The 26,383-nt window shown below is 76.5% G+C and carries 20 protein-coding genes; 7 read left to right on the top strand and 13 right to left on the bottom strand.

Annotated elements, in window-relative coordinates; translation table 11 throughout:
• The first annotated feature begins 26 nt into the window (after positions 1–26).
• From IE329_RS05600 to IE329_RS05580, 5 genes are all read left to right on the top strand, one after another.
• Positions 27–1,232 carry an ATP-grasp domain-containing protein gene (locus tag IE329_RS05600; RefSeq protein WP_190209675.1) on the top strand — a complete coding sequence of 402 codons (1,206 nt, stop codon included), beginning with the start codon at positions 27–29 and terminating at the stop codon, positions 1,230–1,232.
• Complete coding sequence (locus IE329_RS05595; protein ID WP_229927195.1) at positions 1,229–2,956, top strand: IucA/IucC family protein; 1,728 nt, start codon at positions 1,229–1,231, stop codon at positions 2,954–2,956. The genes IE329_RS05600 and IE329_RS05595 overlap by 4 nt, the downstream gene beginning before the upstream one ends.
• 181 nt (positions 2,957–3,137) lie before the next feature.
• Positions 3,138–5,087 (top strand): IucA/IucC family protein, encoded by a 1,950-nt coding sequence (locus IE329_RS05590; protein ID WP_190209673.1) that lies wholly within the window; start codon positions 3,138–3,140, stop codon positions 5,085–5,087.
• A complete protein-coding gene (locus IE329_RS05585; RefSeq protein ID WP_190209672.1) occupies positions 5,084–6,301 on the top strand; it encodes a type III PLP-dependent enzyme in 1,218 nt (405 codons plus the stop codon). Before IE329_RS05590 ends, IE329_RS05585 begins: the two co-directional genes overlap by 4 nt.
• A gap of 228 nt (positions 6,302–6,529) precedes the next feature.
• Positions 6,530–7,333, top strand: coding sequence for an inositol monophosphatase family protein (locus IE329_RS05580; protein WP_190209864.1), 804 nt, complete (start codon positions 6,530–6,532; stop codon positions 7,331–7,333).
• Positions 7,334–7,541: 208 nt separating this feature from the next.
• Here the strand turns inward: IE329_RS05580 and IE329_RS05575 are convergent, their stop codons facing one another.
• The 4 genes from IE329_RS05575 to IE329_RS05560 form a co-directional block, all read right to left on the bottom strand.
• Positions 7,542–8,744, bottom strand: coding sequence for a cytochrome P450 (locus IE329_RS05575; protein WP_190209671.1), 1,203 nt, complete (start codon positions 8,742–8,744; stop codon positions 7,542–7,544).
• 107 nt (positions 8,745–8,851) lie between these two features.
• Positions 8,852–9,580: a tRNA-dependent cyclodipeptide synthase gene (locus IE329_RS05570; protein ID WP_229927194.1), complete on the bottom strand. Its 729-nt coding sequence runs from the start codon at positions 9,578–9,580 to the stop codon at positions 8,852–8,854.
• A gap of 687 nt (positions 9,581–10,267) precedes the next feature.
• The gene (locus IE329_RS05565) at positions 10,268–11,899 is read right to left on the bottom strand and encodes a pyridoxal phosphate-dependent decarboxylase family protein (protein WP_229927193.1); all 1,632 of its coding nucleotides are present in this window, start codon (positions 11,897–11,899) and stop codon (positions 10,268–10,270) included.
• Positions 11,896–13,305 (bottom strand): diaminobutyrate--2-oxoglutarate transaminase family protein, encoded by a 1,410-nt coding sequence (locus tag IE329_RS05560; protein WP_373311092.1) that lies wholly within the window; start codon positions 13,303–13,305, stop codon positions 11,896–11,898. The genes IE329_RS05565 and IE329_RS05560 overlap by 4 nt, the downstream gene beginning before the upstream one ends.
• A 229-nt stretch (positions 13,306–13,534) precedes the next feature.
• On the opposite strand from IE329_RS05560, the gene IE329_RS05555 reads away from it, so the two are divergent.
• Positions 13,535–14,212, top strand: coding sequence for a class I SAM-dependent methyltransferase (locus IE329_RS05555; RefSeq protein WP_190209669.1), 678 nt, complete (start codon positions 13,535–13,537; stop codon positions 14,210–14,212).
• An 88-nt stretch (positions 14,213–14,300) separates the two neighbouring features.
• Here IE329_RS05555 and IE329_RS05550 read toward each other — a convergent pair whose 3' ends face one another.
• The gene (locus IE329_RS05550) at positions 14,301–15,023 is read right to left on the bottom strand and encodes a response regulator (protein ID WP_190209668.1); all 723 of its coding nucleotides are present in this window, start codon (positions 15,021–15,023) and stop codon (positions 14,301–14,303) included.
• Positions 15,020–16,642: a sensor histidine kinase gene (locus tag IE329_RS05545; RefSeq protein ID WP_190209667.1), complete on the bottom strand. Its 1,623-nt coding sequence runs from the start codon at positions 16,640–16,642 to the stop codon at positions 15,020–15,022. Before IE329_RS05545 ends, IE329_RS05550 begins: the two co-directional genes overlap by 4 nt.
• Positions 16,643–16,804: 162 nt before the next feature.
• Between IE329_RS05545 and IE329_RS05540 the strand changes: the two genes are divergently transcribed.
• Entirely contained in the window at positions 16,805–18,184 is a 1,380-nt protein-coding gene (locus IE329_RS05540; RefSeq protein ID WP_190209666.1) for a cation:dicarboxylate symporter family transporter, read from the top strand.
• Positions 18,185–18,361: 177 nt separating this feature from the next.
• Here the strand turns inward: IE329_RS05540 and IE329_RS05535 are convergent, their stop codons facing one another.
• From IE329_RS05535 to IE329_RS05505, 7 genes are all read right to left on the bottom strand, one after another.
• Positions 18,362–19,318, bottom strand: coding sequence for a hypothetical protein (locus IE329_RS05535; RefSeq protein WP_190209665.1), 957 nt, complete (start codon positions 19,316–19,318; stop codon positions 18,362–18,364).
• A gap of 111 nt (positions 19,319–19,429) precedes the next feature.
• Positions 19,430–20,053, bottom strand: a complete 624-nt coding sequence (locus IE329_RS05530) for a GTP-binding protein (RefSeq protein ID WP_190209664.1) — start codon at positions 20,051–20,053, stop codon at positions 19,430–19,432.
• Positions 20,034–20,378: a DUF742 domain-containing protein gene (locus IE329_RS05525; protein ID WP_190209861.1), complete on the bottom strand. Its 345-nt coding sequence runs from the start codon at positions 20,376–20,378 to the stop codon at positions 20,034–20,036. Before IE329_RS05525 ends, IE329_RS05530 begins: the two co-directional genes overlap by 20 nt.
• Before the next feature lie 122 nt (positions 20,379–20,500).
• Positions 20,501–20,911, bottom strand: a complete 411-nt coding sequence (locus IE329_RS05520; RefSeq protein ID WP_190209663.1) for a roadblock/LC7 domain-containing protein — start codon at positions 20,909–20,911, stop codon at positions 20,501–20,503.
• Positions 20,908–23,775 carry a sensor histidine kinase gene (locus IE329_RS05515; RefSeq protein ID WP_190209662.1) on the bottom strand — a complete coding sequence of 956 codons (2,868 nt, stop codon included), beginning with the start codon at positions 23,773–23,775 and terminating at the stop codon, positions 20,908–20,910. The genes IE329_RS05520 and IE329_RS05515 overlap by 4 nt, the downstream gene beginning before the upstream one ends.
• 129 nt (positions 23,776–23,904) lie before the next feature.
• Positions 23,905–24,708, bottom strand: coding sequence for an MHYT domain-containing protein (locus IE329_RS05510; protein ID WP_190209661.1), 804 nt, complete (start codon positions 24,706–24,708; stop codon positions 23,905–23,907).
• A 361-nt stretch (positions 24,709–25,069) separates the two neighbouring features.
• Complete coding sequence (locus IE329_RS05505; protein WP_190209660.1) at positions 25,070–26,008, bottom strand: ABC transporter substrate-binding protein; 939 nt, start codon at positions 26,006–26,008, stop codon at positions 25,070–25,072.
• Between the last annotated feature and the right edge of the window lie 375 nt (positions 26,009–26,383).

Genomic DNA, 26,383 nt, shown 5'->3' with positions numbered 1-26,383 from the left:
ACCACCACCGGAGAGGACCGCCCCTCATGCGGCTGTACCTGCTCGCCCTCAACCCCACCGACTCCGTGACCGAGGGCTTCCTGCCGGCCGCCGCGGCGCTGGGGCTCGACGTCACCGTCCTCACCGACTCGGCCGGGGCCCACCACCTCGCCTACGCCGCCCTCCCCCGGCCGGTCGAGGTGCTGGAGTGCCAGGTCCAGGACTTCCGCGAGGTGATCGGCCTGATCTCCCGCCACCACGCACCGGACGCGGTCTTCACCAACAGCGACCACCTGCAGACCCAGGCCGCCCTGGCCGCCGGGTACTTCGGCCTGCCGGCCAAGGACTGGAAGGCCACCCTGCGGGCCAAGAACAAGGCCGAGCTGCGCCGCCACCTCACCGCCTCCGGCCTGGACGCGGTCCGGTCCACCGAACTCGCCCCCGGCCAGGACCTCGCCGAACTCGCCGCGCCGGACCTCCCGTTCCCCTGCGTCGTCAAACCCCGGGAGGGCGTGGCCAGCGAGGACGTCGTACTGGCCGGGGACCTCGACGAGCTGGTCCGGCTCGGCACGGAGATCCGGCGGCGCCGCACCGGCGCCGCCCTGGTGGTCGAGGAGTTCCTGGTCGGTGACCTCCGCACGCTGGAGACGCTCGGCGACGGGCGGACCAGGCACGTGCTCGGCGGGTTCCGCACCCAGGTCTCCCAGCCGCCCGGCTTCATCGAGGAGGCGCTGGACTTCGTGCACGCCCACCCGAAGGCCGTGGTCGACCAGGTGCTCGCCCAACTGGACGCACTCGGCGTCGGACTCGGCGCCTGCCACACCGAGTTCATCGTCCAGGCGGACGGCCGGGCCCGGATCGTCGAGGTCAACTACCGTGCCATCGGCGACCGGGCCGACCTGATGATGGCCCAGGTGCTGGGCATCCCCTACTTCGAACTCGTCCTGCGCACCCACCTCGGCGAGCGGCTGCCCGCCGACCTCGGCGCCCGGGACGACACGTACGCCCACAACCTGGCCGTCTGCGCCGACCGGGCCGGCACTCTCACCGCCGCCCCCGGGCCGGCCGAACTGGTCGAGGGCGACGTCCGCCTCTCCTACCGACCGCTGCGGGCCCTCGGCGAGCAGCACCCCCACTACCGCACCAACCGCGACTACCTCGGCCTGATCTGGGCCCTCGGCCCCGACCCGGTGGCGCTCCGGGAGGCCGCCGCCGGGTTCGCCGCCGGCCGGCGGTGGGAGATCACCCCGTGAACGCCGAACAGCAGCTGACCCTCCGGGTGCTCTCCGCCCTGCTGCGCGAGGACGTGCTCGGGCTGCGCACCCGCGGCGTGCCGACCGACCGGCCCGACGGCCGCTGGCTGCGCCTCGGCCTCGACGCCGGCACCCTGCTGCTGCCGGTGACCGAGGAGGGGTTCCAGTGCGAGTACGCCGCCCGGCTGCCGCTGCTGGAGGCCGACGGCGTCCGTCTCACCTCCCTGGCGGCCGTCCTGGCCCGGGTACGGGACCTCGCCGACCCCGAGGACCGCGCCGGCCACCTGGACTTCGCCGAGGAGTGCCGGCAGACCCTGGCCACCATGGAGCTGCACGACCGGGCCCGGCCCGGGGTGCTGGCCGCGCTCGCCGCCCGGTACGGCCCCGACCCGGCCTACTGGACGGGCCCGGCCGCCGCGCTCGCCCAGGACACCCTGGCCGCCTACCTGGACCACCCGGTGTACCCCACCGCGCGCGGCCGCGCCGGCCTGACCGAGGACGAACTCGTCGCCCACGCGCCCGAGTTCCACCCCACCTTCGAGCTGCACTGGATCGCGCTGCCGCCCGGCACGGTCGAGCCCCCCGGCCCCGGGCCGCTGCCCGGCTGGTGGCCCGCCCCCGCCGACATCGGCCTGCCCGAACTGCCCCGCGACCACCTCACCCTGCCCGTCCACCCGCTCACCGCCGGCCCGCCGCTGGCCGGGGCGCTGCGCGCCGCCGGGCTGGACGGCCTCGCCGTACCGGGCCGCACACCGTACCTGGAGGTGGTGCCCACCCTGTCGATGCGGACCGTCGCCGTGGTCCGCGACCCGCGCTGCCACCTCAAGCTGCCGCTGGCCACCGCCACCCTCGGCCGGCGCAACCGGCGCACCATCAAGGCCGGCGTGCTGCCCGACGGCGCCGCCGGGCAACGGCTGCTGGAGACCGTGGCCGGCCGGGAGCCACGGTTCGCCGGCCTCGTGCTGCACGCCGACGAACAGTCCTGGACCGAGGGCGGCCACGAGCTGCTGGCCGTCCTGCTGCGCCGCCAGCCCGCCGGCCTGGACGGGGCGGTCACCGTCCCGCTGGCCGCACTGGCGGCCACCGCGCCGGGCGGACGGCTCGTCATCGACCATCTCGCCGACCGGTTCTACGGGGGCGAACCGCTCGCCCTCTACGACGCCCTGCTCACCCTGCTGCTGGACTGGCAGACCACGCTCTTCCGCTACGGCGTGGCGCTGGAGTCGCACCAGCAGAACACCTCGCTGGTGCTCGACCGGGCCGACGGCGCCACCAGGCTGCGACTGCTCTCCAAGGACAACGACGGACTGCGGGTCAACGGACCCCGGCTGGCCGCCGCCCTCGGCGAACCCAGCCCCCCGCCGGACGAGTTCGCCGACCCCCGGACGACCGGGAGCAGCGACCGGCCGCTCACCGACCTCTTCACCACCATCACCGTCCATCTCTGCGCGGCCTCGCTCGCCTTCGCCCTGGCCGCGCACGGCCGGGCCCCGCTGGAGACCTCGCTGGGCCTGCTGCACCGGCGCCTCACCGAGGCGGTCGACCGGCTCGGCCCGGCAGGCGCCGCGCTCCGCGCCGCCCTGCTGGAGGCCGAGCGGCTCCCGGTCAAGGCCATGGTCACCGCGGGGACGCTGCTCAGCAAGCAGCGCTCCGGCGCCGCCGACATCAACAAGCACTACACCAGCGGCCCCAACTACCTTCGCCGGTACGGGACTCCGCGATGACGGCCGCCGAGGCCGGCCGGACCGGCGGGCCCGCCCCGCGCCGCCGCACCGCCCGGCCGGCCCCGCCGCGGGCCCGGCGCCGGGCGGCACCGGCCGGGGCGGACCCGGCCTCCCGGGGAGCCGCGGTGGCCGCCGGTGCGGCCGCGCCCACCCTCGTCCCCCGCACCCGTTGGAGTCGTTGATGCCGTTGCCCGTACCGCCGCCCGTCCTGGCCGCTCCCGAACTCCCCTCCGCCGAGCACGCGGTGGCGCACACCCTGCTCAACTGCCTGCTGCGGGAGGTCTCCGGGCCCGAGCAGCAGAGCGTCGTCGCGGACGGCCGGCTGCTGATCAGGCTGCCCCGGCGGGGTGTGCTGCTGCGGGTCTCCCTCCGGCGTGCCTCGCTGATCGGTGCCCACCGCTTCACCGGCCCGGTCAGCGAGGAACGGGCCGACGGCTGGGCCGAGCTGGACTGGCGCGAGCTGGCCGGCCGCATCGAGCAGGAGCTGACCCTGCGCAGCGGGACCGGCAACGAGGAGTTCGCCGAGCAGCTGGCCTCCAGCCACCAGGGCGTCAGCAACGCACTGTCCGGCCGGGGCGAGCCCGGCGGGGACCGGTACCTGGAGTCCGAGCAGGCCCTGCTGTTCGGCCACCGGTTCCACCCGGCGCCCAAATCGCGCTCGGAGGGCCCGGCCGCCTGGGCCGCGTACGCGCCGGAGGCCCGGGCCGCCTTCCCGCTGCGCCACCTGGCGGTGCGGGCCGGCCTGCTCGCCGAGGAGAGCCTGGACCCGGCGGTCACCGGACTCCTCGACGGACTGCGCGAAGTCCCGTCCGGCTACCGGCTGCTGCCCGCGCACCCCTGGCAGTACGAGCTGCTGCGCGGCAACCCCGCCCTGCGGGCCGCCCTCGCCCGCGGCGACGTGCTGGACCTGGGCACCGGCGGCGCACCGTTCACCCCGACCGCCTCGGTGCGGACCCTGCACGGCGAGGGGGCCTTCCTGAAGTTCAGCCTGAACGTCCGGATCACCAACTGCCTGCGCAAGAACGCCGCGTACGAGCTGACCGGCGCGGTCGCGCTGACCAGGCTGCTCGCCCCGGCCCTCGACGAGCTGGCCGGGCGGTTCCCGGACGCCGCGGTGCTCCGCGAGCCGGCCTTCCGCACGCTGGCGCTGCCCGGACCGGACGGCACCCCGGACGTCACCCTGTTCGAGGGCTTCGGGCTGATCGTCCGGGAGGGCCTGGCGGGTGTGCTGCGTCCCGGCGTCACCCCCCTGCTGGCGGCCGCCGTCGCCGACGAGTACCCGACCAGCTCCGCGCACGTCTCCCGGCTGCCGCCCGGCGCCGGCCCGGCGGCCGCGCTGGACTGGTGGCGGGCTTACCTGCGGCTGCTGCTGCCGCCGGTGCTGGCCGCCTACTTCGACCACGGGGTGGTGCTGGAGCCGCACCTGCAGAACGTGCTGATCGGCGTGGACGGCGACGGCCACCCGGTCCAGGTGCTCTTCCGCGACCTGGAGGGCACCAAGCTGGTCCCCGGGCAGAACGCCGCCCTGCTCGCCCGGTTGCCGCCGGAGGTGGCCGGGCCGATGGCCTACGACGCGCGGCGCGGCTGGGACCGGGTGGTCTACTGCCTGCTGGTCAACCACGTCTCCGAACTGCTGGCCGCGATCGCCGACCTGCACCCGGAGCTGGAGAGCGCCCTCTGGGGGAGCGTCCGGGCCGTCCTGCGGGCGCACGGCGACGCGTACGGCTGCCCGCCCCGGCTGAGCGCCCTGCTGGCGGGGACGCCGCTGCCGGCCAAGGCGAACCTGCTGACCCGCTGGGAGCGCAGGGCGGACCGCGAGGCGGGCTACGTCCGGCTGCCCTCCCCGCTCGGCGCGCCGACGGCGGCCGGGACCACGGCTGCCGGAACCGTGCTCACCGGGACCGGGACCGGGACCACGGCCGGGGGCACGGCCGGCGATTCCGCCGTCGTCGACTCCGCGGCGGGCCCGGCCGCCGGGCGCGGTCCCGGGCCGGGCGGGCCGGCCCGGCCCAGGGGCGAGGCCCGGCAGCCCGCGGCCCGCCGGACCGACCCGCTCCGGCCGGCGCCGGCGGCGGCCGTCCGGCCACCCGCCCACGCGCCCGCCCTCACCCACCCCCGGAGGCCCCGATGACCGCCACCCCCCTGGTCCGGCGGCACGCCGCCGCCCTGGCCCCCGACGAACTCCCGGCCTACCTGTACGACCTCCCGCTGCTGCGCGCGCACGCGGCGGCGGTCAGGGCCGCGCTGCCCGGCCGGGTGGAGCTGTACTACGCGGCCAAGGCGAACCCCGAGCCCGCCCTCCTCGCCGCGCTGCGCGGCGCGGTGGACGGCTACGAGGTCTCCAGCGGCGGCGAGTCGGCGCACGTGGCGGCGGCCGTGCCCGGCGCGGCGCTGGCCTTCGGCGGGCCGGGCAAGACACCGGCCGAGATCGCCGAGGCCGTCCGGCTCGGGGTGCACCGCTGGCACGTGGAGAGCGAGCAGGAGCTGTACCGGCTGGCCGACGCGCTGGCGCGGACGCCCGGCGCGGTGGTCGACGTCCTGCTGCGGGTGAACCTGCCGGTCGGCGCCGGCCCGCTGGACTCGGCCGCGCTGGCGATGGGCGGCCGGCCGACCCCGTTCGGGCTGGACCCGGAGCGCGCCGACGCGTGCGCGGCCCTGCTCGCCGGGCCGCTCGGGCGGCAGCTGCGGCTGCGCGGCACGCACGCCCACCTGGCGAGCGGCCTGCGGGCGCCGGCCCAGCTGGAGGTGGCCGAGCGGGTGGTCGACTGGTCGGTGCGGTTCGCCCGGCGGCACCGGCTCCCCCTGGAGGAGGTCAACGTGGGCGGCGGCATGGCCGTGGACTACGCCGACCCGGCCGACCGCTTCGACTGGACGGCCTTCGGGACCGGCCTGGAGAGACTGCTCGGCCGGCACCCCGGCCTGACCCTGCGGATCGAACCGGGTCGGGCCCTGACCGCGTACTGCGGCTGGTACGCCACCGAGGTGCTGGACGTGAAGCACAGCCACGGCGAGGACTTCGCCGTCGTCCGCGGCGGCACCCACCACCTGCGCACCCCGGCCACCCGCGGCCACGACCAGCCCTTCGAGGTGCTGCCGGTGGCCGGCTGGAAGCACCCCTGGCCGCGGCCGGCCGTCACCACCGGCCGGGCCACCCTGGCCGGCCAGCTCTGCACCCCGAAGGACGTCCTGGCGTCGCGGGCGCCGGCGGCCGGGCTGCGCGGGGGCGACCGGGTGCTGTTCGGGATGGCCGGCGCGTACGCCTGGAACATCTCGCACCACGAGTTCCTGATGCACCCTCGCCCGGGTTTCCACTTCCTGGACGGCACGGCGGGCGCCACCGGCTGAGCGGCGGACGGGGCCGGGCCCCGGGCGCACCCCGCGGCGGTACCGCTGGGTGACCGGGCGGCGACCGGGCGCCACGGGAACGCACCGGAAGGCCCCGCCGGCCCTGGGGCGCCCGGTGCCGGAGCTGCCGGAGCGGGCACCGGGACGCCCGGTGCCGAGGGGGCTGCCGCAGGTCCGCCTGGCACAGGCGTGCGAGAGTGGTGTCAGCGAAGGGAGCGGCACGTGCTGATGGAGAAGGTGGCGGAGATCCTCGCCGAGGCGTCCGCCGAGGTGGTCGTGCCGCGCTTCCGGGCGCTGACGGCCGGCGAGGTGATGGAGAAGGCCCCCGGCGAGGTGGTCACCGTCGCCGACCGGGAGGCCGAGGTGATCATCGCCCGGCGGCTGCGGGAGCTGCTGCCCGTCCCCGTGGTGGGCGAGGAGGCCGTCTCCGCCGACCCCGCGCTGGCCCACGCCCTGGAGTCCGAGCCCGCCGTCTGGCTGGTCGACCCGGTGGACGGCACCTCCAACTTCATCGCCGGCCGCCCCGACTTCGCGGTGATGGCCTCGCTGGTGCGCTCCGGAGCGACCGTCGCGGCCTGGATCTGGCAGCCGATGACCGCGACGGCCTACGCCGCCGAGCTGGGCTCCGGCGCCTGGCGCAACGGCGAGCGGCTGACCCGTACGCCCGCCTCGGCCCGCCCGGGCGACTGGCGCGGCTCGGTCAAGAGCCGGTTCGTCGACCCGGCCGAGCGCGACCGGCTGCGGTCCAACGCGGCCGCCTTCGGCGAGGTCACCCCCGGGCGGCACGCCGCCGGGGTGGAGTACCCCCAGATCGCGGACGGCGAGCAGGAGTTCATCTTCTACTGGCGCACCCTGCCGTGGGACCACGCGCCCGGCTCGCTGCTGGTCACCGAGGCCGGCGGCGTCTCCGCCCGGCTGGACGGCTCCACCTACCGGCCCGACCCGCCGGGCGGCGAGGACGGCCTGCTGGTCGCCGCCGACCCCGCCACCTGGGAGCGCACCCGCGAGATCCTGCTCGGCGTACGGGCCTGACCGCGGCCCCGGCCTGACCGGACGCCGGATCACCGCGGCCCTCGGACCAGGAGGACCGCCGGGCACCGGCCCGGAGTGAGCAGGACGGCCGGGAGCGGCCGGCAGTGGCCGGGCCCCGACGAGGCCGAGCGGCCCTCGGTCGAGGAGGACCGCCGGGCCCGGGCCGCCGCCCCGGACGGGAGCGGGCCCAGGCCGGCCCCCGCCGCGGTCACCAGATCACCGGCAGCCGCTCCGGCAGCCGCTTGATGAACCCGGGACGCCAGGCCAGCTGCTCGACCGGCAGGGCCGGCCGCAGCCCCGGCAGCCGCTCCACCAGCGCCGTCAGCGCGATCTCGGCGTGCGTACGGCCCAGCGCGGAGGCCGGGCAGAAGTGCCGGCCGGCGCCGAAGGCCAGGTGCGGGTTGGTCTCCCGGTCGAAATCGATCTTCTCCGGGTGCGGGAACACCTCCGGGTCGAAGTTGGCCCCCTCGACCAGGACGAGGACCAGCTCGCCCTCCTTCACCAGCACCTCGCCGAGCCGGACGTCCGCCAGCGCCAGCCGGGGCAGCGCGTCACCGATCGACAGGTTGACCCGCAGCAGCTCGTCGACCGCCCGGCCGATCACGGCCGGCTCCGCCCGCAGCCGGTCCGCCAGCTCCGGCTGCTGGAGCAGCGCGATGACGGCGTGCAGCAGGAAGGCCGAGGTGGAGACCGCGCCGGCGCCGAACAGCGAGAGCGCGACGGTGGCCAGCAGCTCGTCGTCGACCTGGTCCGACACCTCGGGCGAGCGGCGCAGCGCCGCGAACCGCCCGAGCAGGCCCTCGGTCGGCCCGGGGTCGGCGTTGAGCCGCTCCAGCATGTAGCCGAGGTCCTTGTACCAGTTCGGCGAGGAGCCTTCGAAGGGCGCCGGGCTGGTGATGAACGCGAGGTCGATGCCGGACATCAGCCGGCGCCAGTCGTCGGCGGGGATGCCGAGCAGCCGGCAGTGCAGGGCCGCCGAGTACGGTTCGGTGAAGCCGTCGCGCAGTTCGCCGGGCGCCCCGTGGGCGACCAGGGTGTCGATCAGCCGGTGCGCCTCGGCCTCCAGCCAGCCGTCCAACTCCTTGTCGGCGCGCGGCGAGAGGGTCTTCATCACCGCGTTGCGCAGACCGGCGCTGTTGATGTTGCCCATGTTGTCGACCACCTCCGGCGGGATGGTCAGCGCGTACTGCCGGGGAACCCCGGGGTTGGCGGTGTCCTTGAGGCTGAAGCGGTCGTCCTCCAGCACCTGCTTGGCCAGGGCGTAGCTGCTGACCAGCCAGGCCTCGTCCCCGGTCATGGTGCGGACCCTGGCCACCGGCTGCTCCTCCCGCAGCCGGGTCGCCTCGGCGGGCAGGACGTCGCCGCGCCGGGAGAGGGGGAAGATCGCTTCGCGCTGGGCACTCGTGGTCATGGAACGGAACTCCTGAGGGTGTGGTGAGGGTGGAACGCGTCGGCGGTCGGGCCGGCAGCCGGGCCGGCGACCGGTCGGACGCAGGTCAGGCGCGGGCCGGGCGCGGGTCAGGCGGCGGCGTGCGGCGGGACACCCGCCACGGCGGCCTGGCGGACCACCGCGTAGCCCTGCCCGGCGGCCGCCCGCAGTCCGGCATCCCGGCCGAAGAGGACGGGGGTGAGCGGGAGTTGGACGTGGTAGCAGCTGACCGAGGAGGGCACCTGGAGCAGCGCCGGGGTGTCCAGGAAGAAGGGCAGCTCGGCCGCGATGTACCGCAGCCCGGCCGCCAGTTGATCCTCGGTCGGCGGCAGGCCCTCGCCCAGCCTGGCGGTCAGGAAGGAGCGGGCCATGCCCTCGGCCGCCCCCTTCAGCACCGGGTCGGTGCGCAAGGCGTCCAGCACGGACCGGTGCAGGCGCTGGTAGACCGGGTCGTCGGTGAAGGAGGAGAGCGGACGGACACCCACTCCGGGCCGGCCCGACTCCTCGACGCCGCGCCGGATCCGGCGGGCGGTCGCCTTGATCTCCTTGGCGGCCCGGCGCAGTGCCTGCTCGGGCGGGTGGCCGAAGGCCTCGTACTGGACCTCGACGTGCAGGTCGGCGTAGACGATGTCGACGGCGGCGAAGAACTCCGTGGACCAGGAGACGAGTTCACTGATCCGCCGTGGTCCGAAATAGCTGTTCCCCGGGCTGACGCCGATCAGCAGGTGGTCGCCCCGGCGCCAGATCGCCTGGCAGCGGGGGGAGAAGGGCCGTGCCTCGAACATGGCCGGGGTGGTACTGAGGAGCATTTCGCTCATGCCGGGGCCTTCGCGCTCGCAGGAATGAATCACGGTGCTCGGAAAGGTGTTTCGGGGCATGGCCGGGCCATGCGGGGGCTGATGACGGGAAGTCCGCCGCGGTTCGGCGGAGTTCGCCCGGGACGGATCCGGATTCACCGGCTCGGGTGAGGGATCCGGCGCGGATGACGGCTCCCGCACGGATGATGGATCCGGCGGGTGGGACGGCATCGCGAAGCCGGCCGGGGCGCGGTGTGGCACCGGACGGACGGGCCGGGGGACGGAGGACGGCCCGGTGGGGCGGCCTGGGCGGGGTCGCACGCGAAAGCAAGGTCGCGGCGCCCGGGACAGCGCGGGCGCGGGCGGTGGATCCCCCTTGTGCCGCTAGTCCCGAGGAGCCGTGTGCTCCTGGTGTGGCGGCGACTACAAGAAGTTACCGCCGTTGTTCGGGCGGTCCGCAAGGCCTGTCCGGGGGTTGGCGGAATTCGATCGTCCGGTGACCTGAATCAGCCTGTACGACCCCGGCATTGGTATGTCTACGGAGACACTTCGCCGACCCGGCCGGGGCACTTCCGCATTCCCATCCGGCGGGCGCGGGCACCAGTGTACATTCCTCCAACTCGGCCGCCCGGAAACGGCGGTGACCGCATTTCCGTAGCCAATGCCACCGGTGCCGGAAGGCCGGCCCGGGGGCCGGGCCCGATCGGCTCAGAATCCGGTGCGCTCGACCTCCCGGCCGGCCCGGACCACCTCGTCCAGCAGAGCCGCCGTCTGCCCGGCGGTGGTGTGCGGGTTGAGCAGGGTCAGCTTGAGCCGCACCCGCCCCGGGCCGCTGCCCGGGAGTTCCGTCCGGCCGACGACGGCCCGGCCCTCGCGCAGCAGCAGCCGGCGCACCTCGGCGTTGACCCGGTCGGCCTCGGCCCCGAGCCGGTCCGGATCGGTCCGGCCGGCGGCGGCCCGGCCCTCCCCGGTCTCGGCCCCGGCGGCCTCCGCCGGGAGGTAGCGGAAGACCACCGTGCTGAGGACCGGCGTGCAGTGCAGGTCCAGGGCGGGCTCGGCGCGGACCGCCTCCGCGGTGGCCAGGGCCAGGTCGTGGCAGGCGTCCACCAGGGCGCCGAGGCCGGCCCGGCCCAGGGCGCGCAGGGTGACGGCCAGTTTGAAGGCGTCGGCCCGGCGGGTGGTGCGCAGCGACAGGCCGAGCAGGCTCGGGTAGCCGGCCTCCTCGTCGTCCGCCGGGTTGAGGTAGACGGCGCGCCGGAGCAGCGACACGTAGGTCTCGGCCCGCCGGGCCAGGAAGACCCCGGCGGCGGCCGGCTGCCAGCCCAGTTTGTGCCAGTCGAGCGAGACCGAGTCGGCCCGGGCGATCCCGTCGAGCAGGGGTGCCAGCCGGTCGGAGAGCAGGGCGCCGCCGCCGTAGGCGGCGTCCACGTGCAGCCAGGCGCCGTAGCGGGCGGCCAGGTCGGCGGCGCGGTGCAGCGGGTCGACGGCTCCGGTGTCGGTGGTGCCCGCGGTGGCGACCACGGCCAGCGGGGTCCCGCCCTCCCAGACCGCCTGGGCCATCGCCCGGGCGAGCCCGTCCGGGTCCATCCGCAGCTCGCGGTCGACCGGCACCGCCACCACCGCACGCTCCCCAAGCCCGAGCAGGGCGGCGGCCCGCTGGACGGAGAAGTGGGCGGCCTGCGAGGCGAAGACCAGCGGCCGGCCGCCGGCCGGCAGGCCGTCCACCTCCACGATGCCGTCGAGGATCTGGTCCCGGGCCAGCATCAGGCCCATCAGGTTGGACTCGGTGCCGCCGGAGGTGAGCACCCCGGTGGCCCGCCGGGGGTCGAAGCCGACCAGCCCGGCGAGTTCGGCGAGCAGGGCGGTTTCCAGGGCGGTGGCGGCGGGGGCCTGGTCCCAGGAGTCCTGGGAGGGGTTGAGGGCGCTGACGGCGAGGTCGGCGGCGACCGCCACGGCCAGCGGCGGGCAGTGCAGGTGGGCGGCGCAGGCCGGGTCGGCGGGATCGGCGCTGCCGTGGGCGAGGAGTTCGGTGAGCCGGCGCAGCGCGTCGGGGCCGGTCGCGGGCCGGGCGAACTCGGCGGTGACCTGCTCGGCGAGCGGCCCCGGTCTTCCGGCGGGCACCGGCCCGGCCCGCCGGGCGGCGCCCGCCGCCAGGGCGTCGAGCACGGTGTCCAGCAGCGGGCGCAGTGCCTGCGGCCCGTCGAGGCCGCCGGACAGGGCGGCCGGTCCGGGCCCGGCCGGCCCGCCGCCCGCCTCGGCCCCCCGGGCTCCCCCGGTACCGCCGGTGCCCGCGAGGCCGAGGCCCGGGCGCCGGCCGGCGGCGGGCCGGCCGCCGGTCACGGACGGGCCCCGGGGAGCGCGCCGGGGCCGGCGGCCGCCGCCGCGCGGACGGCGTCGGCCAGCCGGTCGAGCACCGCCTCGGTCTGCTCGTCGGTGATGGTCAGCGGCGGCAGCAGCCGCAGCACCGCGTCGTGCCGGCCGCCGAGCTCGACGATCAGGCCGCGGGCCAGGCAGGCCTCGCGGACCCGGACGGCCAGCTCCGGCGCGGCCGGCCGCGAACCGCAGGCGTCCGCCTCGGCGTCCGGGTCGACCAGTTCGACCCCGATCATCAGGCCGCGGCCCCGGACGTCGCCGATCACCGGCAGCTCCGCGGCCAGCGCCCGCAGCCGGGCGGTGATCCGGTCGCCGACCACGGCGGCCCGCTCCACCAGCCCCTGCCGGGCGACGAAGCGCATGGTGGCGGCGCCGGCGGCCATCGCCAGGGTGTTGCCGCGGAAGGTGCCGGTGTGCGCGCCGGGCCGCCAGCCGTCGTACTCCTCGTGGTAGACCACCACGGCCAGCGGCAGGCTGCCGCCGATGGCCTTGGAGAGCACCATCGCGTCCGGTGTGATGCCGCTGTGCTCGACGGCCCACATGGCGCCGGTGCGGCCGACGCCGGTCTGCACCTCGTCGACGATCAGCGGGATGCCGCGCTCGGCGGTGATCCGGCGCATCGCGCGCAGCCAGCCGTCCGGGGCGGGCACCACGCCGCCCTCGCCCTGCACGGCCTCCAGGATCATCGCGGCGGGCTTGACCACTCCGCCGGCCGGGTCGTCCAGCAGCCGCTCGGTGAAGGTCACGGCGAGTTCGGCGCCGGCCGGGCCGCCGACGCCGAACGGGCAGCGGTAGTCGTACGGGTACGGGAGCCGGGTGACCTCGCCACCGCCGGGCAGCGGGGTCTTGACCGCGACGTTGCCGGTCACCGCGAGGGCGCCGGCGGTCATGCCGTGGTAGGCGCCGGTGAAGGCGAGGGCGCCGCGCCGGCCGGTGGCGGTCTGCATCAGCTTGAGCGCGGCCTCGACGGCGTCGGTGCCGGCCGGCCCGCAGAAGTGCACCCGGGAGTTCTCGCCGAAGCCGCTGGGGAGGCCGGCGAAGAGGGCTTCGGTGAAGTCGTCCTTCTCGGCGGTGGCGAGGTCGAGCAGGTGCAGCGGGGCGCCGCTGTCGAGGGTGCGGCGGATCGCCTCCAGCACCACCGGGTGGTTGTGACCGAGCGCCAGGGTGCCGGCGCCGGAGAGGCAGTCGAGGTACCGGCGGCCGTCGGCACCCTCGACGGTCATCCCGTTCGCGCGGACCGGCACGATCGGGAAGGACCGGGCGTAGGTGCGCGCGGCCGACTCGCGGATGCGCTGGCGGCGCAGCACGGCTTCCCCCGGGGCGGGCGCGGGAGCGGCGGGCTCGGCGGGCTCGACGGTGACGGTCACAGGCAGACTCCCATAAAGTTAGGTAAGCCTAACTTTACTGGATCACGCTGCTCGGACCGGCGGCAGGGACCGGGGATCACCCGTACGAGTGACACGTGCCGCGCTGACCAACGAGCCGGCCGGCGGAAGGTCACGGCCCCGCTCGAAGTTCTCCGGAAGTCCGCTCCCCCGGCGGGCCGCACCGGGCTGGTGACCGCTGGGTACCCTGGCCCCGGGACCACCGAGGGAGCCACCGATGCCGGAGCGGGCCGACCGCAGCACGCCGACCGACGACGCCACCGATCCGGGCCCGGCCGGCCAGGACCCGGCCCGCGCCGCCCACGAGGCCGAACTCGCCCGCACCCGGGAGTTCTTCGGCTCCCGCGCGGCCGGCTGGGACGCCAAGTTCCCCGACGACGGCCCGCGCTACGCCGCCGCCGTCGCCGAACTCGGCCTGCGGCCCGGCCATCGCGTCCTGGACGCCGGCTGCGGCACCGGCCGCGCGCTGCCCGCGCTGCGGGCGGCCGTCGGGCCGGCCGGCGCGGTCACCGGCGTGGACGTCACCCCCGAGATGCTGGCCGAGGCCGGGGCCCACCGCGCGCAGGCCACCCTGCTGCTCGCCGACTGCGCGGACCTCCCGCTGCCGGACGCCGTCTTCGACGCGGTGTTCGCCGCCGGCCTGATCTCGCACCTGCCGGCCCCGGCCGTCGCCCTGCGCGAACTGGCCCGCGTCACCCGCCCCGGCGGCCTGCTCGCCCTCTTCCACCCGGTCGGCCGCGCGGCGCTGGCCGCCCGGCACGGCCGGCAGATCACCCCGGACGACCTGCGCGCCGAGCCCAACCTCCGGCCGCTGCTGGCCGCCGCGGGCTGGGAGCTGGTCTCGTACGCGGACGAGGACGACCGCTACCTCGCCCTGGGCCGCCGGAAGGGCTGAGCGTCGGGGCGGCGGCGCCGGACCGGCTGAGTGTCCGGTCCGCGCCGCCGGACCGGCTGAGTTCGGCGGCGGCGCCGCCGGAGCCCGGTCAGCCGGAGGCGCCGGCCCGCCACCGGTAGCACAGCTCGGGGCGGCCGACCTGGCCGTACTGCGGCTCGCGGTCGGCGAGGCCGGTGTCGACGAGGTGTTCCAGGTAGCGGCGGGCGGTGATCCGGGAGACCCCGGCCGCGGTGCCCGCCGCTGCGGCGGACAGGCCGGCGTCCGCCTGGCGCAGCACGCCCGCGACGGTGTCCAGGGTCGGGGCGCTGAGGCCCTTGGGGAGGGTGCTGCGCTCGGTGGTGCGCAGCACCGCGAAGGCGTGGTCGACCTCGTCCTGGCCGGTGGCGTCGCCGCTGCGGCCCAGGGTCTCGCGGTAGCGGGCGTAGCGCTCCAGGCGGTCCCGCAGGGCCGCGCCGCCGAACGGCTTGAGCAGGTACTGCACGACCCCGGCCGAGACGGCCTGCCGGACGGTCGCCAGTTCGCGGGCCGAGGTGACGGCGATGATGTCCGCCGGGTGCCCGGCCGCCCGCAGGGTGCGGCAGAGCTGCAGGCCGTGGCCGTCCGGCAGGTGGAGGTCGAGCAGCACCAGGTCGAGCGGGGTGCCGGCGGCCCGGGCCCGGTCGAGGGCGCGCAGCGCCTCCGCACAGCTGTGCGCGGTGGCGACCGTCCGGAAGCCCGGCGCGCGGTCCACGTGGAGGGCGTGCGCAGCGGCGGCCACCGGGTCGTCCTCGACCACCAGGACGCCGATCGGGCGGGCGGCGGGACGGGTCACCGGACCGTCACCCCCGTGCGCTGCAGCGGCAGCCGGACGGTGAGCACGGCGCCGCGCTCGCGCCCGACCTCGACGGTGCCGCCGTTGCGGCGGGCGGCCTGGGCGACCAGGGCCAGGCCCAGTCCGTGGCCGCTGCGCTTGGTGGTCCAGCCGCGCCGGAAGACGTCCTCGACGGCCCGCGGGTCGATGCCGGCGCCGGTGTCGGCGACCCGCAGCAGCAGCCGGTCGTCCTCCACCCGCGCGGTGACGGTGACCTCCGGTGCGTCGGCGCGGTCGGCGGCGCCCTCGACGGCGGCGTCCACGGCGTTGTCGAGCAGGTTGCCGAGCACGGTGACCAGGTCGCGGGCGGGCAGTCCGGGCGGGAGCACGCCGTCGTCGATCCGGCTGTCCTCGGTGAGGGTCAGCTCCACGCCGCGTTCGGCGGCCTGGGCGGCCTTGCCGAGCAGCAGGGCGGCCAGCACCGGCTCGCCGACGGCGGCCACCACCCGGTCGGTGAGCCGCTGGGCGAGGGCGAGTTCGGCGGTGGCGAACTCCACCGCCTGCTCGTGGCGGCCGAGTTCGATCAGCGAGACGACGGTGTGCAGCCGGTTGGCCGCCTCGTGGGCCTGCGCCCCGAGCGCCTCGGTGAACCCGCGCACCGAGTCCAGCTCGCCGGCCAGCGCCTGGAGTTCGGTGTGGTCCCGGAGGGTGATCACGCTGCCGAGGCCGGCTCCGATGGCCGAGGTGTTCACCACCACCACCCGCTCCGCGGTGAGGTGCACCTCGTCCCGGGCCGGCTCCGGGCCGAGGACGGCCGTCACCAGGGATTCCGGCAGGTCCAGGCCGGCGATCGGGCGCCCCTCCAACTCGCCTTCGAGGCCGAGCAGTTCCCGGGCCGCGTCGTTGCAGAGCACCACCCGGTGCGCGCGGTCCAGCAGCACCAGGCCCTCGCGCACCGAGTGCAGGGTGGCCTGGTGGTACTCGTACAGGTGGCTCAGCTCGGCGGCGCCCATGCCGTGGGTGTGCCGGCGCAGCCGGGCGCCGACCAGGTAGCTGCCGAGGCCGCCGAGGGCGAGGGCGGCCAGGGCCACGCCGGCCAGCGCGAGCAGCGGGGCGCGCAGCTCGTCGCTGATCGAGCGGACCAGGATGCCGACGCTGACCAGCCCGGTCACGTGCCGGTCCGCGTCCAGCACCGGGGTCACCACCCGGACGGAGGGGCCGAGGGTGCCGGCGTAGGTCTCGGTCCAGGTCTGCCCGGCGAGCGCCCGGTCGATGTGGCCGAGGAAGGGCTTGCCGATCTGGGCCGGGTCGGGGTGCGTCCAGCGCACGCCGTGGGTGTCCATCACGGTGACGAAGGAGACCCCGGTGTGCGCCACCACCTGCTGCGCGTACGGCTGGAGCACGGCCGAGGGGTCGGGGCCGGTGGCGGCCTCGCGGACGGACGGCGAGTCCGCGACCGAGCGGGCCACCGCGACGACCTGGTTGCGGGCGGCGTCCTCGGCGCGGCTCGCGGTGAACAGGTACGCCAGCACGGCGCCGCCGGCCACCACGGCCGCGACGATGACGATCTGGACGACGAAGAGCTGCCCGGCGAGGCTGCGTACCCGCCGGCGCGAGGAGGGGAGCGGGCGCGCGGACATGCCAGCCAGTGTGCACTGCCGGACGTCGGACGGGACAGGCCCGGGGTGCCGGGCCCGGCGTGAACTCTATGAACGTAAACGTGACCCCGGTCACTGCGGCGCCCATAGTCGGAGCGGCCCACCACCCGGGGCCGCCAGGACAGCAGGGCGAAGGAGCCGCAGATGACGATCGCCGGGGCAGGAAACGGGAGACGACGGGACCGCACGCACCACCTCTACCTCGCGGTGATCGCGGCGGTGGTCGCGGGCATCGCGGTCGGGCTGCTGGCGCCCGGCTTCGCGGTGGAGCTGAAGCCGGTCGGGACGGGCTTCGTCAACCTCATCAAGATGATGATCAGCCCGGTGATCTTCTGCACCATCGTGCTGGGCGTCGGGTCGGTCACCAAGGCCGCCCAGGTCGGCCGGGTCGGCGGCCTGGCCCTCGGCTACTTCCTCGCCATGTCGACCGTCGCCCTGGGCATCGGCCTGGTGGTCGGCAACCTGCTGGAGCCCGGCTCCGGGCTGCACCTCACCCAGGCCCTCACCAAGGCCGCGCACGCCCAGGCCGCCGCCGGCGAGGCCCAGAACACCACCGACTTCCTGCTCGGCATCATCCCGACCACGATGCTGTCCGCCCTCACCGAGGGCAAGGTGCTGCAGACCCTGCTGGTCGCCCTGCTGGCCGGCTTCGCCCTGCAGGCGATGGGCCCGGCCGGCGCGCCGGTGCTGCGCGGCGTCGAGCACGTCCAGCGGCTGGTCTTCCGGGTGATGTCGATGATCATGTGGGCGGCCCCGATCGGCGCCTTCGGCGCGATGGCGGCCGTGGTCGGCGCCACCGGCACGGCCGCGCTGAAGAGCCTCGCCGTGATCATGATCGGCTTCTACCTGACCTGCGCGCTGTTCGTCGTGGTCGTGCTCGGCCTGCTGCTGCGCCTGGTCGCCGGGGTGAACGTGTTCGCCCTGCTGCGCTACCTCGGCCGGGAGTTCCTGCTGATCCTCTCCACCTCCTCCTCGGAGAGCGCGCTGCCGCGGCTGATCGCCAAGATGGAGCACCTCGGGGTGAGCCGCCCGGTCGTCGGCATCACGGTGCCGACCGGCTACAGCTTCAACCTGGACGGCACCGCGATCTACCTGACGATGGCCTCGATCTTCATCTCCGAGGCGATGGACAAGCCGATGTCGATCGGCCAGCAGCTCTCGCTTCTGCTCTTCATGGTGATCGCCAGCAAGGGCGCGGCCGGCGTCACCGGCGCGGGCCTGGCCACCCTGGCCGGCGGCCTGCAGTCGCACAAGCCGGAACTGGTGGACGGGGTCGGGCTGATCGTCGGCATCGACCGCTTCATGTCCGAGGCCCGGGCGCTGACCAACTTCGCCGGGAACGCCGTCGCCACCGTGCTGATCGGCCACTGGACCAAGGAGATCGACCACGACCGGGCCCGGCAGGTGCTGGCCGGCCGGCTGCCCTTCGACGAGACGACGCTGGTCGACAGCCACGCGGCCGCCCCGGAGGCCCAGGTGCCCGTCCAGGGCGCCGCCCCCGGCCAGGAGAAGCTCAGCGCCTGACCCGCCCCCCCCCCGCTCCCCGCCCCGGCCGCCGGCTACCACCCCCGGACGGCGACCGGGCCGGGGCCCGCGGCCGCCACCCGGCAGGCTGAACCGGGCGGCGGCCGCTCACTCCATTCCCCCCGCAGCCGGCTTCCCTCCCCCCTGCCGGCTCCCCGCCGGTCGCCCGGGAGCCGCTCACTCCACGTCGTCGCCGCTGACCGCCCAGCTCAGGCCGGTCGCCGGGTCCTCCAGGGCGACGTGCAGGTAGCGCAGCTCGTCCGCCGGATCGCACCAGGTGAAACAGCGCAGCCGGGCCACCAGGGCGTTCACCTCGGCGCGGTCGGGCCGGGCCGCGCCGGTCATCGCGACCAGCGCCCGCCAGACCACCAGCCGGCCGCGGGCCACCCCGTGCGCCCGGACCCCGGCCCCGGCCTGGACCAGCACCGGGTACGCGGCGGCGAACGGCACGTAGCCGCCGGTCACCCGGCGGGCCGGGGCGTACTGCGCGGCCGCGTCCGCCGCCGTGCCGCGCACGCAGGCCACCTGGGCCCAGTCGGCGAGCGCCGCGAACTCCTTGGTGGCCCGCTGCCCCGCGACCCGCTCGCGGCGGACGGGCAGGTCGACCGGGCCGAGCCCCTCCCGGGTGGCGGGCAGCGCCAGCAGGCAGCTGCGCGAGCCGCCGGCCCGCAGGTAGTCGCGGACCCGTCCGCTGTCGCCCCAGCCGGCCACCTCCCAGGGCTCCAGCACCAACGGCACGCCGTCCGGGTCGGGCTCCGCGCCGTACGAGAGGTCCTCGCCGACCAGCACCCTGGTGTGCGCGACCAGCCGCCGCACCGGCGCCGGCCCGAGCAGCGGGGCCAGCCGCAGCCAGGAGTGCCGGGTGGCCAGCACCTCCCAGAGCGGCCCGGAGTCGTGGTCCCCGACGCCGGCCGCGGTGCCCGGCCCGCCGTCCTCGTCGAACAGCCGGACGGCCACCTCGGGCGGCGCCCCGTGCGCGATCAGATGGCCCAGCGGCGCGCTCTCGGCGGCCGCGCCGGCCTCCCCCGCCCGGGCCGAGGCCGCGGCCCTGACCTGCCGGTAGATGCCGAGCAGCTCGGGCCAGTGGCCCGCCTCGGCCAACGCGTTCAGGCTGCGGTCCTCGTACGTGATCACGTTTGGCAGCGTACGTCGCGGCGGGCCGCATCAGCTGACACGACGTCAGGCCGGTGCGTCGCAGCCGGCCCGGGTCGTGGGGCGGGCCCGGGCCCGGACCCGGACCCGGGCTCAGGCCCCCGGGGCGACGTCCGCCAGCAGCCTGGCCGCGTGCACCTTGCCGGCGTGCTCGACCAGGTCGATCAGGACGCGCTTGCCGGAGCTGCGGGTCCGCGCGTCACAGAGCACCACCGGCGTGTCCGGGTCCAGGTCCAGGGCCCGGGAGACCTCCTCCGGGGTGTGCTCCCGGGTGCCGGCGAAGCGGTTGACCGCCACCACGAACGGGATCCCGCGGTGCTCGAAGAAGTCCACCGCCGGGAAGCAGTCGGTCAGCCGCCGGGTGTCGGCCAGCACGACCGCGCCGAGCGCGCCCCGGGCCAGCTCGTCCCAGAGGAACCAGAAGCGGTCCTGCCCGGGCGTGCCGAAGAGGTAGACCGACAGTCCCTCGCGAATGGTGATCCGCCCGAAGTCCATCGCCACCGTGGTGGTGGACTTCTGCTCCACCCCGCCGGTGTCGTCGACGTCGCGCCCGGCCTCGGTGAGCCGCTCCTCGGTGCGCAGCGGGCGGATCTCGCTGACCGAGCCGACCAGGGTGGTCTTGCCGACCCCGAAGCCGCCGGCCACCAGGATCTTCAGGGCCAGCACCGGGGAGTCGGGGTGGCCGGGGCCGGCCGGTTCACAGCGCACGGAGTCCATGGACGACCTCCTGGAGGATGTGCTCGTCGGGGAGCAGGGCGGGCGGGACGGGCAGGCTGACCCGGATGAGCCCGGCGGCCAGCAGGTCGCCGAGCAGCACCCGGACGACACCGAGCGGCAGGTCGAGGTCGGCGGCGATCTCGGCCACCGGGAGGGCGTCGCCCCGGCAGAGGTCCAGGATCAGGCCCTGCTCGGGGCCGGCCGGGAGCCCCTGGCCGTCCGGACCGCCGTCGGCCCCGGCCTCGCTGACGACCAGCGCGATCAGGTCGAACTCATGGCCGCCCGGACTGGTCCGGCCCTTGGTCATCGCGTACGGGCGGACCATCGGCCCGGCGGCCTCGTCGTACCAGCGGAGGTGCTGCGCCCCGGGCGGCTCCCCGGGGCCGGCACCCGCCGGCGGGCCCCCGGGGTCCGGTTCCCGGCGGCGGTGCGGGTACGGCACCGGGCTCACTCCCGGCCCGCGCCGCGCGGCGACGCGTACAGGTGCTCGCCGACCCGGCGGACCAGCCGGGCCATCTCGTACGCGACCAGGCCGAGGTCGGCCTCGGCGGTGGAGAAGACGGCCAGGCAGCTGCTCTCGCCCGCGACCGCGACGAACAGGAAGCCGTCCTCCAGCTCGACCATGGTCTGCCGGACCTCGCCGGCCCCGAAATGGCGGCCGGCGCCCTTGGCCAGGCTGTGCAGGCCGGAGGCCACGGCGGCGAGGTGCTCGCCGTCCTCCCGGCCGAGCCCGGCCGAGGTGCCCATCGCCAGGCCGTCGCTGGACAGCATCACGGCGTACCTGACCTGCGGGACCCGCGAGACCAGCTCGTCGAGCAGCCAGTTGAGGCCGCCGGCCTGGTGGGTGGTGCCGATCATCGGATCTCTCCTCGGGGTGACGGACGGTCGGGGCCGGCCGGGCGCTGCGGGCCGCGGCCCCGGGCCCAGCCCTGCTGGAAGGCGGACATCGCGGCCCGCGCCTCCTCCGGGTCGCGGCCGGTGCTCCCCGCGGCGGCCCGGCCGGCGCGGGACCGGCCCGCGACGGCCGGGCCCGGCCGGGCGGGGGCCTCGCGCAGTTGCGGGGCGAGGCTGGCCTGCCGGACCCGGCGGGGCAGCTCGTCCGGCTCCTCCGGAGCGGGGACGGGGGCCGGCGGGACCGGGACGAAGGGCCGGACGGCCTCCCCCGCGGACGGGCGGGCGGAAGGACGGGCGGAAGGACGGGTGGAAGGACGGGTGGAAGAGCCGTCGGACGCCCCGGCGGACGGCGGCGGGCCGGGCGGCACGACGCGCGGCACGGCGCGCGGCACGGCGCGCGGCACGGCGCGCGGCACGGCGCGCGGCACGGCACCGGGTACCGCACGTGCGGGACCGGCGGGCTGCGGCGGGGCGACGGGTACTACGGGCGGGGCGGGCGGCGGCGGGACCTCCGTGCGGGCGCCGTCGGCCCGGAACGGGCTCGGGCGCAGCACGCCCGGGTCGTCGCCCCGGGCGCCGAAGGGCCGCAACGGCCCGGGCCGGGCCGGCCGCGCCCCGCCGGGGGCCCGCCCGCCCGCCGGATCTGGGGCGTGCGCGGCGGCCTCGCGCCTCGGGGCGCGGTCCCTGGCGTGGTGCGCGCCTGCCGCCGGGCGGTGGACGGGCCGGCCGGCCCGGGCGGGGAGGCCGTCCCCGGCCCGCTCCTCCAGCAGGGCGGTCGGCAGCAGGACCACGGCGGTGGTGCCCCCGTAGGCGGACGGGCGGAGCGAGACCCGGACGTTCTGCCGCCGGGCCAGCCGGCTGACCACGAAGAGCCCCAGCCGGTCGCTGTCGAAGAGGTCGGCCTGCTCGGCGGCGGCGATCCGCCGGTTGGCGTCCGCCAGCGCCTCGGCGCCCATCCCCAGGCCACGGTCCTCGATCTCCAGGGCGTACCCGTTGCCGACCCGCTCGCCCCGGATGTGCACCTTGGTGTGCGGCGGGGAGAAGCCGGTGGCGTTCTCGACGAGTTCGGCCACCAGGTGGGTGAGGTCCGCGACGGCCGGGCCGGCGAGCGCCGCGAACGGCAGCAGGTGCACCTCGACCCGGGCGTACTCCTCCACCTCGGCGACGGCCGCCCGGACGACGTCCAGCAGCGGTACGGGCCGGCGCCAGGCCCGGCCGGGGACGGCGCCGGAGAGGATGATCAGGCCCTCGGCGTGCCGGCGCATCCGGGTGGTGAGGTGGTCCAGACGGAAGAGGTCCTCCAGCTCGGCCGGGTCCTCGGTGCGGCGCTCCATCGCGTCCAGCAGGGTGAGCTGGCGGTGCACCAGCACCTGGCTGCGGCGGGCCAGGTTCACGAAGACGCCGGAGACGCCGGAGAGCACCTCGGCCCGCTCGACGGCGGCGGTGACGGCGGCCCGCCGAACGCTGCCCAGCGCCCCGTGCACCTGCCCGATCTCGTCGCTGCCGTGCGGCGGCAGCGGCGCCTCGGCCGCGATGTCGATCTCCTCGCCGGCCCGCAGCCGCCGCATGGTGGCGGGCAGCCCGCGTCCGGCCAGCTCCAGGGCGGAGTTGCGCAGCCCGACCAGCTCGGTGACCAAGCCGCGGCCGATCTGCACCGAGATCAGCAGCGAGGCGACCACCGCGACCAGCCCGAGCAGCGCCGCGAGACCGGAAGGGCCGAAGAGGCCGAGGGCGTACGGGGCGAGGCGCTCGCCGGCCGCGCGGCCGGCGTCGGCGTCGACCGTCCGCAGGGCGCGGGCCACACCGTCGGCGGCCACCGACCAGCGGTCCGGGTCGACGGCGGCGAGGGCGGCCCTGCCGTCGGACGCCGCGCGGACCTTCTCCTCGTAGCCGGTGAGGTCCTTGGACTCGGGCCCGGCGAGGACGGCCAGCAGGGCGGACCGGGCGTCCGGGCGCAGGTCGGCGGCCGGGCCGCGCTCGAACTGGCGCCGGGCGAAGACCGCGCCGGAGAACTCGCGCAGCTGGTCCTCCGTCAGCGTGCCGGAGCTCTGGCCGGCCCGCAGCAGGGCGTCCTCGCGGGCCAGCAGTTCACGTGACCGGGCCAGGTCGAGCAGCACCCGGGCGTCGGAGGCGTCCGGACCGTCCTGCTGCAGCCGGGACACCGCGCCGGCCACCTCGAAGGCCTGGTCGACGGCGGCGCCGTAGGCGGCGTACGCCTCGGGCCAGCCCACGGTGCGGGCGAGCACCCTGGTCCGCAGGTCGGTCAGGCCCGCGAGGGAGGCGCCGAGCGCGTCCAGCCGGGTGGCGGCCTCGGCGCCCAGGCCCAGGGCGTCGGCCCGGTTGTACGCGGGGCCGAAGGTGAGGCGGGCGGCCGCGGCGTCGGTGCCGGCGGCGGCCTCCCGCAGGGCGCTCTCCCGGGTGGCGTTGGGGGCCGCCAGCAGCCGGCCGGCCGCCGCCCGCTCGGCCTGGAGGCCCGCGACGGCCGCCGAGACCGGGGTGAGCAGGCCGGTCCTGACCTCCAGCAGCCTGGTCCGGTCCCAGACGCTCTGCGCGGTGGTGACGCCGGCGAAGGACCAGAGCGCCAGCACCGACACCACCGGGACCATCAGCAGGGCGAGGATCCGGGCACGGACCGTCCGGGGGCGCAGCCGGGCGAGGCCGGTGCGCGGCAGGCCCGGGGGCCGGCGGTCCGCGGGGAGGTACTCCTCGGCGGGCGGGCCGGCGTGGGCGCCGCGCCGGGTGCCGGCGGCGGGCGGCCGGGCCGGGCCGCGCGCGACGCCCGGCGCGGGCGCCGAGGCGCTGCGGGACGATCCGCGGCGTACTCGCATGGGGCGGGACCTTTCCTGGGGGCGGGCGGTACCGGGGGCAGGGGGCGGACGCAGGGAACGGTGGACGAACGGAACGCCGGGGGCGGTGCGGCGGGGGACGGAACGGCGGGGGACGGTGCGGTGCCGGGGTCAGCCGGCCGCGGTGCCGGCCGGCTCCCCCGGGTGGAACTCCTCGATCGTCAGCTCGGTGGCCTCGGCGTAGGCGGCGCGTTCCTGGACGGTCGGGGAGAGCGCGACGAAGGCGGAGGTGAGGAAGAGGAAGGAGCCGAGCCCGACGGCGAGCGGGAAGACGAACTCCATCGGGGCGGCCCCGCCGAGGGCCGTCCGGGCGGGCTCCATGTGGACGTGCACGGCGGCCATGCCGGTGTAGTGCATGCAGGTCACCGCGATGCCCATCACCAGCGAGGCGCCGCCGGCCGCGACCACGTTGCGGATGGTGACGGCGGCCCAGAGGGCGACGGTGGCGGCGCCGACCGCGATCAGCACCGAGAGGCCGACCGTGCCGGGGTCGTAGTCGATGCCGCCGTGGATCCGGACGGCGGCCATCCCGAGGTGGTGCATCGCGGCGACCCCGAGGCCGGTGACGAGGCCGCCGAGCAGGATCGAGCGGCCGCGGTGCCGGCCGTGGCCGACCACGAACACCCCGAGGCCGGTGACCAGTACGGCGACGACCAGGCTGAGGAAGGTCAGCGCCACGTTGTAGCGCAGTTCGCTGCCGTCCACGGTGAAGCCGAACATCGCGACGAAGTGCATGGTCCAGATGCCGGAGCCGATCGCGGCGGCCGCGGTGAGCAGCCAGTTGCGGCGGGAGGCGCCGGTGGCGGAGAGGGCCCGCAGGGTGCAGCGCAGGCCGAGCGCGGCGCCGACGCAGGCCATCAGGTAGGAGAGCGTGGGGGTCAGCCAGCCGAAGCTGAAGTGGTGCATGGTGCCCATGGGACCTCCGGTAGGCCGGTCGGGCCCGGGGGCGAGCACGACGCTCCCGGGCTTCCCCTCGACCGTGCGGGCTGCGGCGGATCGCCTCTGCGACGTTGCGTCACATGTCAGTTCGACATATGCCGTCCACACGTGCGCTTTCGGTCTCGGGTCCGAGGGACGCTACCGAGCGGCCGGAATTGCTCTGGCGAAGATGTGAAAAGCGGCCCGACCCGCGCGGGCCGTGTGCTCGAATGGACTCCTCCTGTGCGAGCGGCGGGCCGTACCGCGCCGCGCCCCGGGGCGCTCCGCCCGCGCCGGTCCCACCGGGACGGCGAAGGGCCGCCGGGCCGGGGTCGCCCCGCCCCGGCGGCCCCCGGGGTCAGTGCCCGCCGTTGACGATGGCGCTGGAGACCGCGCCCGGCCGGATGTTCCACTTGGTCAGGACCTTGTCGTAGGTCCCGTTCCGGATCAGCTGGTCCAGCGTCCTGGCCAGCACGTCCCGCAGCTGGGTGTTGTCCTTGCGCAGCGTGATGCCGTACGGGCCGGACTGCACGAAGTGCCCGTTGGTCAGCTGGAACCTGCCGCCGCGGTCGGGCGCCGTGGTGTTGTACACGGCCACCGGGTAGTCGTTCAGGCCCGCCACCGCCGTGCCGTTGCCGACCTCGGCCAGCGCCTGGTCGTCGTTGGTCAGCGAGTGGAGCTGCAGCGGCTTGCCCAGCTTGGCGCAGGCGACCGTCTGCCGGCCCATCATCGCCTCCTGGAGGGTGCCGCGCTGCACCGCGACGGTGTGGCCGCAGAGGCTGTCCAGCATGTTGATGCCGGCCGGGTTGCCGGTCTTCACCACGATCGAGGTGCCGCTCGTGAAGTAGTCGACGAAGTCGACGCCGGGATCGATCCGGCGGCCGTCGTCGTCGGTACCGGTCTGCCGCTGACGGGTGTCGATGACCGCCGACATGGCCAGGTCGATCTGCTTCGACTGGACGGCCGGCGTGAGCTTCTCGAAGGGCATGTCGACGAACTCGGCCCGCAGGCCGAGGTAGCCCGCCAGGGCGTCGGCGAGGTCCGGGTCGAGGCCGGCCGGGCGGCCGTCCGGGGTCTTGAAGTCGACCGGCACGTAGTTGAGGTACGAGCCGATCCTCAGGACGCCGGCCGCCCTGACCGAGGCGGGGAGCTTGCCGCGGAGGGCCGCGCCGGAGCCGTCCGCCGGGGCGGGGTCGCTGCCGCAGCCGGAGAGCAGCAGGCCGCCGGCGCCGAGCGCGGCCAGGGCCCGGGAGGGCGCCCGGAGGGATCTTGGAGGTGCGGGAGGGCATGCGGACATGAAGGTACGGGACATGCTGGTGCTTCGCTCCTGAGGGAAGGAGAGGGGAGGAGCGCCAACCGGGAAGGCTGCCGGGGTGTTCGCAGCGCGGGTCTCGTCCGGTGCCCATCCGGCCGCCACGGGGTGGGTGGGCGGCCGGTCGGTCGAGTCCCGCCGTCGGGGGCGGAAGACGATCCTCGCATCCCCCGCCGCGGCCCCCACCCCCCAGGGGGCATCCCGGCCGGCGTTCCCGCCACCGGCCGGCCCGCGGCGAGCGGGCCCGGCCTCCCCGTGCCTCCCCGGGCGGGCCACGGCTCCGCCCCGCGCACCCGGCCCCGCACACCGGCCCCACGCACACGAACGGCCCGCACCCGTCATGGGAACGGGCCGGCCGAC

It is taken from the genome of Kitasatospora indigofera, assembly GCF_014655955.1.
GTDB classification, from domain to species: domain Bacteria; phylum Actinomycetota; class Actinomycetes; order Streptomycetales; family Streptomycetaceae; genus Kitasatospora; species Kitasatospora indigofera.
Note: the sequence above shows the minus strand (reverse complement) of the source record. Positions and strands in the feature narration are given on the sequence as shown.

Excerpts from the sequence above, each read along its gene's own strand:
- IE329_RS05600 (WP_190209675.1), top strand. The coding sequence starts at position 27 with ATGCGGCTGTACCTGCTCGCCCTCAACCCCACCGACTCCGTGACCGAG.
- IE329_RS05590 (WP_190209673.1), top strand. The coding sequence starts at position 3,138 with ATGCCGTTGCCCGTACCGCCGCCCGTCCTGGCCGCTCCCGAACTCCCC.
- IE329_RS05585 (WP_190209672.1), top strand. The coding sequence starts at position 5,084 with ATGACCGCCACCCCCCTGGTCCGGCGGCACGCCGCCGCCCTGGCCCCC.
- IE329_RS05580 (WP_190209864.1), top strand. The coding sequence starts at position 6,530 with ATGGAGAAGGTGGCGGAGATCCTCGCCGAGGCGTCCGCCGAGGTGGTC.
- IE329_RS05575 (WP_190209671.1), bottom strand. The coding sequence starts at position 8,744 with ATGACCACGAGTGCCCAGCGCGAAGCGATCTTCCCCCTCTCCCGGCGC.
- IE329_RS05570 (WP_229927194.1), bottom strand. The coding sequence starts at position 9,580 with ATGAGCGAAATGCTCCTCAGTACCACCCCGGCCATGTTCGAGGCACGG.
- IE329_RS05555 (WP_190209669.1), top strand. The coding sequence starts at position 13,535 with ATGCCGGAGCGGGCCGACCGCAGCACGCCGACCGACGACGCCACCGAT.
- IE329_RS05545 (WP_190209667.1), bottom strand. The coding sequence starts at position 16,642 with ATGTCCGCGCGCCCGCTCCCCTCCTCGCGCCGGCGGGTACGCAGCCTC.
- IE329_RS05540 (WP_190209666.1), top strand. The coding sequence starts at position 16,805 with ATGACGATCGCCGGGGCAGGAAACGGGAGACGACGGGACCGCACGCAC.
- IE329_RS05530 (WP_190209664.1), bottom strand. The coding sequence starts at position 20,053 with ATGGACTCCGTGCGCTGTGAACCGGCCGGCCCCGGCCACCCCGACTCC.
- IE329_RS05525 (WP_190209861.1), bottom strand. The coding sequence starts at position 20,378 with ATGGTCCGCCCGTACGCGATGACCAAGGGCCGGACCAGTCCGGGCGGC.
- IE329_RS05520 (WP_190209663.1), bottom strand. The coding sequence starts at position 20,911 with ATGATCGGCACCACCCACCAGGCCGGCGGCCTCAACTGGCTGCTCGAC.
- IE329_RS05515 (WP_190209662.1), bottom strand. The coding sequence starts at position 23,775 with ATGCGAGTACGCCGCGGATCGTCCCGCAGCGCCTCGGCGCCCGCGCCG.
- IE329_RS05510 (WP_190209661.1), bottom strand. The coding sequence starts at position 24,708 with ATGGGCACCATGCACCACTTCAGCTTCGGCTGGCTGACCCCCACGCTC.
- IE329_RS05505 (WP_190209660.1), bottom strand. The coding sequence starts at position 26,008 with ATGTCCGCATGCCCTCCCGCACCTCCAAGATCCCTCCGGGCGCCCTCC.